We start from the raw sequence: 8751 nt of genomic DNA, 5'->3' as shown, positions 1-8751 counted from the left end.
CGACCTGTCCCTGGCCCTGATCGGGGCCGACGAGGGCGAGGCCGTGGCCCGCCGCACCGCCCAGCAACTGGTGGTCTATCACCACCGCCCGGGCGGCCAGTCGCAGCACTCGGCCCTGATCGACCTGCGCCCGGGCCGCTTCGACGCCCTGCTCTCCTGGGCGCGCCAGAACCTGGCCGAGCCCCTGACCGTCGAGCAGCTGGCCGACCGGGCGGCGATGAGCCCGCGCAACTTCGCCCGCCTGTTCGCCCAGGAAACCGGCGTCACACCCGCCAAGGCCGTCGAGCGCCTGCGCGTCGAGGCCGCCCGCGCCCTGCTCGACAGCCAGCCGCTGCAGGTCGAGGACGTGGCCCTGGAGACCGGCTTCGTCGACCCCGAACGCATGCGCCGCGCCTTCCTCCGCGCCTACGGCCAGCCGCCCCAGGCCCTGCGTCGGGCGGCGCGGGCGAGTTAGGGCCTGGGCGTCATCAGCTCGATGCGGTTGCCGAACGGGTCGTCGGCATAGACGCGATCCCACCCTTCCAGCGGTTCGTCCTCAACCACCCGGACGCCAGCTGCCTTCAGCCGTTCGGCCAGGGCCCGAACGTCGTCGACCACCAGGGCCGGATGGGCCTTCCGCGCCGGCCGGAAGTCGGCCTCGACGCCCAGGTGGATCTTCACCGCCCCGTCCTCGAACCAGCAGCCGCCGCGCGCGGCCAGGTGCGGCGGCTTGGGGGTTTCGGCGATCCCGAGCAGGTCGCGATAGAAGGCCCGCGCCCTGTCCTCACCGCCCGCCGGCATGGCCAGCTGCACGTGCTCGATCGCCAGGATGGTCATTATCGCCTCCCGCCCTTGGCCCGGACGCCGGTTCGGTCCAGGCTCGACCGCATGCTCTATCTCGTGATCAAGGCCGCCGTCTCGGGCGTCATCGTCGCCGCCGTGGCGGAGATCTCCAAGCGCTATCCGGGCCTGGGCGGCCTGGTCGCCTCGCTGCCGCTGGTCTCGGTGCTGGGCATGATCTGGCTGTGGCGCGACACGCGCGACCCCGTCCGCCTGGCCGACCACGCGACGGGGACCTTCTGGTTCGTCCTGCCCTCGCTGCCGATGTTCCTGCTGATCCCCGCGCTGCTGAAGCGCGGCGCGCCGTTCTGGGCCGCCCTGACCGCCGGCTGCGTCCTGACCATGGCCCTCTACGCCGCGATGGTCTGGGCGGGGCCGAGGTTCGGGCTGAAGCTCTAAAGCCTCGTTCGGTCCCGCGACCTCGGATCCTCGACCAACGTTCCAGAGTGCAACACCCCGTCGATCGCCCGGTCGCGCCAGGCGACGGTGCTGTCGTAGATGGGCGCGGCGGGATCGATGTCCGTCACCAGCCAGGCCTCGACCTCGGGCTCGCAGGCCGACGGGATCACGCCATCGGGACGCACGACGAACGACGGCCAGCAACTCCTTGGCGCGGAGGAGTTGGGGCAGCTGATCCACATGTTGTTGTTCGAGGCCGCCGCGATCATCCCGGCCGGCATGGTGATCCCGGGCAAGGTCGTCCCACCGGTCAGCCGATGCTGGCCGACGCCCGCCTTCATGTCCGCGAAGCGTTCGTCCGAAAGGCCGCCGGCGTGAAAACCGTGAAACATCAGCCTGACGCCTCGCCGATGATAGGCTCGGTAAAGCTCCGGATAGCGGTAGTCGTGGCAGATCAACACACCGCAACGCACGCCCTTGATGTCGAACACCGCGAAGTGGTCGCCCGGCGTGTAGTGAGCCAGGTCGCCGCCAAGACCCGCCGCGTCGCCCGCGCAGAAGCGCTTGTCGTAGCGATCGACCAGGGCGCCCGCCGCGTCGATTACATAGGCGCAGTTGTGCGGCTTGCGTCCCTCGCCCAGCCGATGCGCCGAGCCCAGCACGGTCCAGAGCTTAAGGTCGCGGGCCAGCGCCATGACTTGGCGGGTCGCCGCCTCCAGACGAGGCCAGTCGAACCCCTCGAAGGTCGCAAAGTCCACGCCCGCATAACCCGAGAGCGCCGCTTCGGGGAGGTGGACCACCGCCGCGCCCGTCGCCGCCGCCTGGCGCATCAATCGCTCGATCGCGGCGAGATTGGCGTCGATATCCGCCGAGACGGCGAACTGGGCCGTGACGACCGTCAGGCTCACGCTCTCTCTCCCCTGTTGTTCCGGTCAGGATGAGCCGTAGCCTTCGTCCGGCGCAAGTCCGCCCGCGATTGACAACCCCCTGTCGGCAAGGCGACGGTTCGCAGGTCGGGGGGCCGACGATCTTCCACGCAAAAAGGAGAAGAGCCGATGGCCCATAAGTTCGAGATCAAGAAGAACAAGGCGGGCGAGTTCGTCGCCTATTTCACCTACAACGGCGAAAGCATCTTCTGGACGGAAGGCTACGCGTCCAAGGCCTCGGCCAAGAACGCCATCGAGTCGATCAAGAAGAACGGCCCAGACGCGCCGACGGACGACCAGACGGATTAGGATCTGGACCAGGCCTTCAAGGCTTCAAATCCGTCGTCATCCCGGAAGCCTCGTGGAGGCTATCCGGGACCCAGGGACCAAGCGCAATGCGGCCGCCCCTGGGTCCCGGCTCTACAGCCCGCTACGTGGTCTTTCGGCCGGATGACGAAAGAAGTGGCTCAACCTCTCGAGCCTCGCCTCCTACCGCCCAGCGGGGGAGGAGGAACGAACCCGCCTCTTGACCCCCAGTCCCTTGACCTCAATCCCTTGACCTCAGTCCCTTGACCTCAGTCCCTTGACCCCGGGCCTTTCTCGCCTTCTGATCATTGATAACAATGATATGGGAGGGACGAAGCCATGGCCGCCAACGGTCGCAAGAGCATCTTCATCACCGGCGCCGCTAGCGGCATCGGCCTGGCCTGCGCCAAGCGCTTCGCCGGCGCCGGCTGGTTCGTGGGTCTCTCCGACATCGACCGGACGGGACTGGCCGCTGCCCTGCGGGCCATCGGCCCCGACAACGGTTCGATCCATCCGCTGGACGTGCGCGACCGCGAGGGCTGGGCCAATGCGCTGGGCGACTTCGGCAAGGAGACGAACGGCAAGGCCGACGTCCTGCTCAACAACGCCGGCGTCGCGCGGTTCGGGGTGCTGGAGGACCTGTCCGACGCCGACTGCGACATCCAGATCGACGTCAACATCAAGGGCGTGATCAACGGCGCCCGGGCGGGCCTGCCGCTGCTGAAGGCCGCCGGCGGGCGGCTGGTCAATATCGCCTCGTGCGCGGGGCTCTACGGCTCGCCCAAGCTGGCGGTCTATTCGGCCACCAAGTTCGCGGTGCGAGGCCTGTCCGAGGCGCTGGACATCGAATACGCCCGCCACGGGGTCAGCGTCGCCTGCGTGATGCCGTGGTTCGTCGAGACGCCGATCCTGAACGCCGGGGCGTCAGGCAGCAACGAGCACATGGCCGACGCCCTGCGCGCCGGGGGCATGGAGGTCTATCCGGTCGAGGACGCCGCCCAGGCGGTCTGGGACGCCGTGCATGGCAAGGCCCTGCACTATTTCGTGGGCAAGCGAGCCAAGCAGATGCGTTTCGCCACCAGCCACATGCCCGGCGTCGTCAGGAAGCAGCTCCGCTCCCAGCCCCTACTGTCGTCTTGATGCCTTCCAACGGCGCGCGGTCGGCCGAGACCGGGATCGGTTTCGGCGCGGCCGGCTTGTCGGCGGCCGTGGCGATCGGCGCGGAGGCCGGCTCGCTGACCGGACCGATCGGGCCGCCCTGGCCAGACGCGGTCGAGACCGGCTCGACGCGGCCCAGAGCGCTGGCGGCGTAGACGACCGGCGGCTTGCCGTCGGCGGTCAGGCTGGCGATGTCGGACGGGGCGATGTCGTCGACGGTCGGAAGACGGGTCGACGTCACGCCGTGGCGGCCAAAGCGGTAGAAGATGTGCATCCCCACCTGGGCCACGCGCAGCAGGCGCGGACCCCAGCCGGGCGAGACGTTGGTGGTGTGGAAGTGGGTGGCCGAGCCGACCTCGTTGGAGATCGCCCCGGTCAGGGCCCGCGCGGCGATCTTGCGGGCCCGGTTCCACGCGCTGACGTCGCGCGCGTGGCGCATCGAACCGTCGCAGGCGAAGCTGAACTGGCAGCCAGTGCGGTGATAGGCGCCTTGGAACACCACGCCGCAGATCGACTTCGGGAAGGCCGGGTGGCGCACGCGGTTCATGACCACCTGGGCCACGGCCGCCTGGCCGCTAGGAGTCTCGCCACGGGCTTCATAGTAGACCGCGTCCGCGAGGCACTCGAGCTCACGCGAGCTTTCCAGGGCGTTACCCAGCTGGAACGGGGTGGCCGAGCCGGGCGCGAAGGCCGAGCCGAAGCTGGCCCGCAGCATCAGCGGGCCGGTGCGGCCGCTCTGTCCGGGCAGAAGGTTCGCGCCGGCGCCTTCGAGGCGAGCGGCCAATTGCGCCGACTGGCGGTCGCGCTGGTCGACGGCGGCGAACAGGTAGGGATCGTGACGCTTGGCCACGGCGAGGGCGCCGGGGTCCATACGCGTAGCCGCGCTGACCAGAGCCGCGTCGGAGAAACTCCCCGAGGCGCCGTCGGCCAAGCGGGCGACGCGGGCGTGGGTGGTGGCGGTCTGCGCCAGGCCACCCATAAGGTAAACGCCGCCCAGGGCCAGACCCGTGATGGATCCGACCAATACGGCGCCGACCAGCCCGCGCGCGTCCGCGCGCGTCTGCGACTTGATATACAAAACTCGTGTCCTGCGCGGCGAGGGCGCTCCGGCCCCCCGACAAAAACCGCTTCGAGATCCCCGGAAAAGCACTGTCGGGGAGGCCTTCGAAGCGGGGGACTGGCCGTATCACGACGTGGCCAAGATCCCGCTGATAGCGGCTTATGACGTATCGGTGACCGACTCGCAAGCGTTCGGGGGCCGCCGGAAGCCCCTTGGCGAGGGCGCGCGACGCGGCCAAATCGTTAATCCGTTGAATCCGCGTGGAAAGCTAGACGGGAGCGATCAACGATTTTTTTACGCCCGAAAACCCTTGCGCGGCCTGATCTCCACCCATGGTGGCGCTCGGCGACGCCCCTCGCCCGGCTCGTCCGCCCTCGGAAAAAGGTTAACACGGAACCTTAAACCAAGCTTGACGCGGAGCCGGTTTTAGCGACCCCGGGCCAGGCGCCAGCCGTGCACGATGACCTTGCTCAGATGGATGGCGATGGCGACCACGATGATGACTTGGAAGGTGAGGTCGAGGGAGCGCTGAAGGTTGGCGAGACCGGCCGGTGAGGCGTCAGGCGCCAGCACCGTGACCAGCGGTTGGGCGCGCCACAAGACCCAGGCCAGAGCCACGCCGCCCACCGATCCGACGATCTCGGCCAGGTTACGGACGACCGTCCAGCCTGGCTTCGCCACCAGGGACAGGGAAGAGACCACCTGCACGAGCGCCAGGGCCAGGATGGGCCAGTAGAGCTGACGAAATACGGGAGAGACCGCGAGGATCACCTCGCCGCGCTCCGACTGGATCACCGGCCCGATCGGGAAGCGCACCACGCCGGTCCACCAGGCGATGAACAGGCTGGTCGCGACGAGTTCGAACAGCCCGTCGAAGCGGCTCTTCAGGAACAGGCCCTTGCCGTCGGGGACACGCGGCAGGTCGCTGACCTTCCAGTTCCGGAAGCCATCGGCCTTGATCCAGCCGCGCTCGATCGCGGCGGCGATCAGGGTGGCCGCGCCGATCAGGCTCAAGGCGGTCGGGATGAAGTCCTGGACGATGCGCAACACCAGCCGGGCGTCGCCATGGGCCGTGATCAGCGCCACCCCGGCCGGGATCACCGCCGCCAGGGCGGCGATGGCCAGCAGCGCCTTCACCCCGAACAGCCAGAACGGATAGATCTCCGGACCAACCAGGGCGCGGGCGGGGCCATAGCGGCCGGCCACCGCGATCGGATGGCCGATCTCGCGTAGCAGGTCCTCCATCTCGCGCTTATCGAGGGGACGGCCGCGCTCGGCCTCCAGATCCTCGACGCGGTTCAGGATCAGATCGCGCAGTTCGGCGACGATGTCCTGGCGCTGGGCCTTGGGCAGCAGGGCGGCGACGGCGCCCAGGTAACGATCGACCAGATCGCTCATGTCATAGGGTCCTTCGGAAAGAGTGGCCGCGCTCACAGCAGCGGCTCGAGGGCGGCGTTGATCGCGCGCCATTCGTCGGCCAGGCGGGCCAGCACGGCCTTCCCCTCGTCCGACAGCTGGTAGAAACGCTTCTTGCGCTTGCTTTCCTCGCGCCACTCGCTGGCCAGCAGCCCCTGGGCCTCCAGCCGCCGCAGCATGGGGTAGAGCGCGCCTTCGTCGATATCGACGCCCACCGACGCCAGGGCCTGACGCAGGCTGTAGCCGTAGCGCTCCTCCCGCAGCTGGGCGAGGACGGCGAGGATCAACGTCCCCCGTCGCAGCTCCTGGCGGAGCGATTCAAAGATATCCGTATCGGTCGGCATTGAGTGTGCGCCACATAGTGTGCATCACATGGTGTGTGATGCACACTGTATGTCACACAGTAGGTGAACGAGTCAACGCACCTCCGACGTTGCGTCCGCGCGCGCCGCCGTGCTGTTCTGCAACCCTGAGTTCGGGAGCCGTTTCGAGGGGGCGAGTCTTGCGTCGTTTGTTCCTGGCCGTAGCCGCGGCCGCGCTTTTGGCTGGACCCGTCATGGCCGACACCAAGCCACGGGCGGCGCCTCCGCCCTCGTCTCAGGAAAGCTTCGACCTGGCGATGCAGGAGGTCGGCGTCGACCTGCAGAAGGGAGACTACGCCCACGCCCGCGAAGTGCTGGAGCGCGCGCGTCGCTCGCCGTACTTCTCGACCGCGCCGGCGGTGATCCAGCACGCCGTGGTGCTGCTGATCGCCGGCATCGCCACGGACGCCAAGGACTGGCCTGCCGCTCGCGCCGCGATCGTCGAAGCCACCAGCATGGCCGAGGCCAGCGAAGAGGACTGGATTCTGCGCTTCCGGATCGGCGCGACCTCGGGCGACAAGACCGAGGCCGTGTCGGCCATGACCACGCTGGCGACGCGCTATCCCCAAACGACCGCCACATATCCGGATGCGACCATCCTCTACTGGATGGCCGAGGCTGGGCGGCCGCCCGACGGCGAGGCCAGGGCCTTCGCCTTGTCGGACGCCCTGTTCGCGAACTGGAAGCCCCAGGACCCCTTCGAGGATCTGAGCAGCCAGCGCGCCGAGTACGTGCTTGGCCTGCTGGCCCGGAATCGCCGCGCCGACGCCGAGGCCGCGGCCAGGCTCATCACCAAGGACGAGATCCTCATCGGCATGCGCGCCGACAAACGCTTCGACAGGGTCGACGAAGGCGCCGTCGCCCGGCTCGCGCCGAAGGTCGGGTCCCTGGCGAGGTTGAAGGCGGTCGAGGCCCTGCTGCCCGCCAACGGCGACCGGATCAGCGGCCCCACCGCCAAGGCCGAGGCGCTGATGGATCTTGGTCGCTTCTCCGAGGCGCTGATCGTGATCGACGCCGCCCTGGCCAAGGCCAACAGCGCCCCGGACGCTTTCGTGGACCTGGAGGAGCGCCTTGCCTGGGCGCACAACGTTCGCAACCAGATCCTGGCGAACCTGGGACGGCGGGAGGAATCGATCGAAGCGCTGGAGGCCGGCGCCCGCACGCCCGAGCACGGCAAGTCCAACGTCAGCCAGACGCTGAACCTGGCGGTCGCCCAGATGACCGCTGGGCGCTCCAAGGCGGCTCTGGCCACGGTCGCCAGCGTGCGCCTCGATCGCATGTCCGCCTACGGACGTTCGGTGGCCCTGAAGACCGAGGCCTGCGCCGCGGCTGACCTGGGCGACGCGGCGACCGCCCAGACAGCGCTGAAGGCGCTTCGGGACCTGGGCGATGAAGCGAAGGGCAACACGCTGGACGCCCTGCTCTGCGTCAACGACCTGGACGCCGCCGCCGCGATCGTCATCGAGCGGCTCAAGTCGCCGGGACTGCGGCGCGTGACGCTCGTGATGCTGCAGGATCTTCCGTCTTCTCCCCACGCGACCGCTCATAACGCGGCGCAGGGCGAGCGTGTGGCGACCCTGCGAAAGCGTCCCGACGTGATCGCCGCCGTCGAGCCCGTGGGCCGCATCCTGCGTTATCGCACCGAGGACCTCTGGCAGGCTCCTTGAAAGGCGATCTCCCTGGAAGCCTGGAGCAAGTCCGATGACCGATCTCAACCGCTTCGTCGAGGCCCAGGCCGGGACCTATGAGACCGCCCTGGCCGAGCTGCGGCGGGGACGCAAGGCGAGCCACTGGATGTGGTTCGTCTTTCCGCAGATCGCGGGCCTGGGCTCCAGCCCGACCGCGCGGTTCTACGCCATCGCCGACCTCGCCGAGGCTCGCGCCTATCTGGCCCATCCGGTGCTGGGCGCGCGGCTTCGCGAGGTCGTCGCGGCGATCACCGCCCTGCCCGGCGGCGACGCCCATGCGGTGTTCGGCTCGCCCGACGACCTGAAGCTGCGCTCCAGCCTCACCCTGTTCCAGGCGGCGGCCCCGGACGAGCCGGCCTTCGGACGGGCGCTGGCCAAGTACTTCGGCGGTGCCCCAGATCCTCGGACCCTGGAGCGGCTGTGAGGGGGACGGAGGACGACGAGCGAAACAACAAAAGCCCCCGCCTTCCTCGCCCTTGTGGCGAGGACCCATGTGTCGGCTTGGCGTGGAAACCTATCAGAATGCGCCGACGGCGTGGGCGCGCTGGCTTCACATTCACCGTCGGCTGAGACCTGGGCCCAGGCACAAGGCCTGGGGAGGCGACTAAATTGGGTGA

General features: G+C 68.8%; 11 protein-coding genes. 6 read left to right on the top strand and 5 right to left on the bottom strand.

Going from position 1 to position 8751, the window contains the following annotated elements:
* The coding region (locus VJ655_RS01510; protein WP_324097600.1) for a GlxA family transcriptional regulator at nucleotides 1-454 on the top strand (454 nt) is incomplete at its 5' end.
* Here VJ655_RS01510 and VJ655_RS01505 read toward each other — a convergent pair.
* Nucleotides 451-816, bottom strand: a complete 366-nt coding sequence (locus tag VJ655_RS01505; RefSeq protein WP_324097599.1) for a VOC family protein — start codon at nucleotides 814-816, stop codon at nucleotides 451-453. The genes VJ655_RS01510 and VJ655_RS01505 overlap by 4 nt on opposite strands.
* A gap of 51 nt (nucleotides 817-867) precedes the next feature.
* Between VJ655_RS01505 and VJ655_RS01500 the strand changes: the two genes are divergently transcribed.
* Nucleotides 868-1218 (top strand): DUF3147 family protein, encoded by a 351-nt coding sequence (locus tag VJ655_RS01500; RefSeq protein WP_324097598.1) that lies wholly within the window; start codon nucleotides 868-870, stop codon nucleotides 1216-1218.
* Here VJ655_RS01500 and VJ655_RS01495 read toward each other — a convergent pair.
* Nucleotides 1215-2126 carry a carbon-nitrogen hydrolase family protein gene (locus VJ655_RS01495; protein WP_324097597.1) on the bottom strand — a complete coding sequence of 304 codons (912 nt, stop codon included), beginning with the start codon at nucleotides 2124-2126 and terminating at the stop codon, nucleotides 1215-1217. The genes VJ655_RS01500 and VJ655_RS01495 overlap by 4 nt on opposite strands.
* 147 nt (nucleotides 2127-2273) lie before the next feature.
* Between VJ655_RS01495 and VJ655_RS01490 the strand changes: the two genes are divergently transcribed.
* Nucleotides 2274-2453 carry a YegP family protein gene (locus tag VJ655_RS01490; protein ID WP_324097596.1) on the top strand — a complete coding sequence of 60 codons (180 nt, stop codon included), beginning with the start codon at nucleotides 2274-2276 and terminating at the stop codon, nucleotides 2451-2453.
* A gap of 336 nt (nucleotides 2454-2789) precedes the next feature.
* The gene (locus VJ655_RS01485) at nucleotides 2790-3590 is read left to right on the top strand and encodes an SDR family oxidoreductase (RefSeq protein WP_414646918.1); all 801 of its coding nucleotides are present in this window, start codon (nucleotides 2790-2792) and stop codon (nucleotides 3588-3590) included.
* Here VJ655_RS01485 and VJ655_RS01480 read toward each other — a convergent pair.
* The 3 genes from VJ655_RS01480 to VJ655_RS01470 form a co-directional block, all read right to left on the bottom strand.
* On the bottom strand, nucleotides 3550-4686 hold the full coding sequence (locus VJ655_RS01480) for a cell wall hydrolase (protein ID WP_324097595.1): 1137 nt from the start codon (nucleotides 4684-4686) through the stop codon (nucleotides 3550-3552). The genes VJ655_RS01485 and VJ655_RS01480 overlap by 41 nt on opposite strands.
* A gap of 408 nt (nucleotides 4687-5094) precedes the next feature.
* Nucleotides 5095-6066: an HAAS signaling domain-containing protein gene (locus VJ655_RS01475; RefSeq protein ID WP_324097594.1), complete on the bottom strand. Its 972-nt coding sequence runs from the start codon at nucleotides 6064-6066 to the stop codon at nucleotides 5095-5097.
* A 32-nt stretch (nucleotides 6067-6098) separates the two neighbouring features.
* On the bottom strand, nucleotides 6099-6428 hold the full coding sequence (locus tag VJ655_RS01470) for a PadR family transcriptional regulator (RefSeq protein WP_324097593.1): 330 nt from the start codon (nucleotides 6426-6428) through the stop codon (nucleotides 6099-6101).
* A 212-nt stretch (nucleotides 6429-6640) separates the two neighbouring features.
* Here VJ655_RS01470 and VJ655_RS01465 point away from each other — a divergent pair, with 212 nt between their 5' ends.
* Both VJ655_RS01465 and VJ655_RS01460 read left to right on the top strand, forming a co-directional pair.
* Nucleotides 6641-8113, top strand: coding sequence for a hypothetical protein (locus tag VJ655_RS01465; RefSeq protein ID WP_324097592.1), 1473 nt, complete (start codon nucleotides 6641-6643; stop codon nucleotides 8111-8113).
* Nucleotides 8114-8147: 34 nt separating this feature from the next.
* Nucleotides 8148-8558 (top strand): DUF1810 domain-containing protein, encoded by a 411-nt coding sequence (locus VJ655_RS01460; protein WP_324097591.1) that lies wholly within the window; start codon nucleotides 8148-8150, stop codon nucleotides 8556-8558.
* Nucleotides 8559-8751: the final 193 nt, after the last annotated feature.

The organism is Caulobacter sp., from assembly GCF_035254145.1.
Lineage (GTDB): Bacteria > Pseudomonadota > Alphaproteobacteria > Caulobacterales > Caulobacteraceae > Caulobacter.
The sequence above is the reverse complement of the archived record's forward strand: the minus strand, read 5'-3'. Positions and strand labels throughout refer to the sequence as shown.